At 68.2% G+C, this 308-nt stretch carries 1 protein-coding gene; it reads right to left on the bottom strand.

Annotated features, from left to right (window positions below; all coding sequences use genetic code 11):
* The coding region (locus KVT32_RS29560; protein WP_217619368.1) for an aminotransferase class I/II-fold pyridoxal phosphate-dependent enzyme at positions 1–308 on the bottom strand (308 nt) is incomplete at both ends.

Here is a 308-nt window from a genome sequence, read left to right as displayed (position 1 = left end):
CTTGTGCTCTTCGATTGCCGCCAGCATGGCCGGCAAGTCGAGCGAGAAGTCGGCCTTCAGGGGCACGCCGACGAAGTCGGCGCCCGCGAACTGGGCCGAGCGCGCGTACATGACGAAGGCCGGCACCGGCGCCAGCACGACTGCGCGCCGTTCGTGGCTGGCCACCGTGGTGGTGACGATCTGGATCAGCTCGTCCGAGCCGTTGCCCAGCAGGACGCCATAGCCTTCGGGGATGCCGAGCTTGGCGCGCACCTTGTCCTTCAACGTGGCGTTGGACGCGACCGGATAGCGGTTCTGCACCGCGTCGG

The organism is Achromobacter sp. GbtcB20 (assembly GCF_019091095.1).
GTDB lineage: Bacteria > Pseudomonadota > Gammaproteobacteria > Burkholderiales > Burkholderiaceae_B > Achromobacter > Achromobacter mucicolens.
Note: the sequence above shows the minus strand (reverse complement) of the source record. Positions and strands in the feature narration are given on the sequence as shown.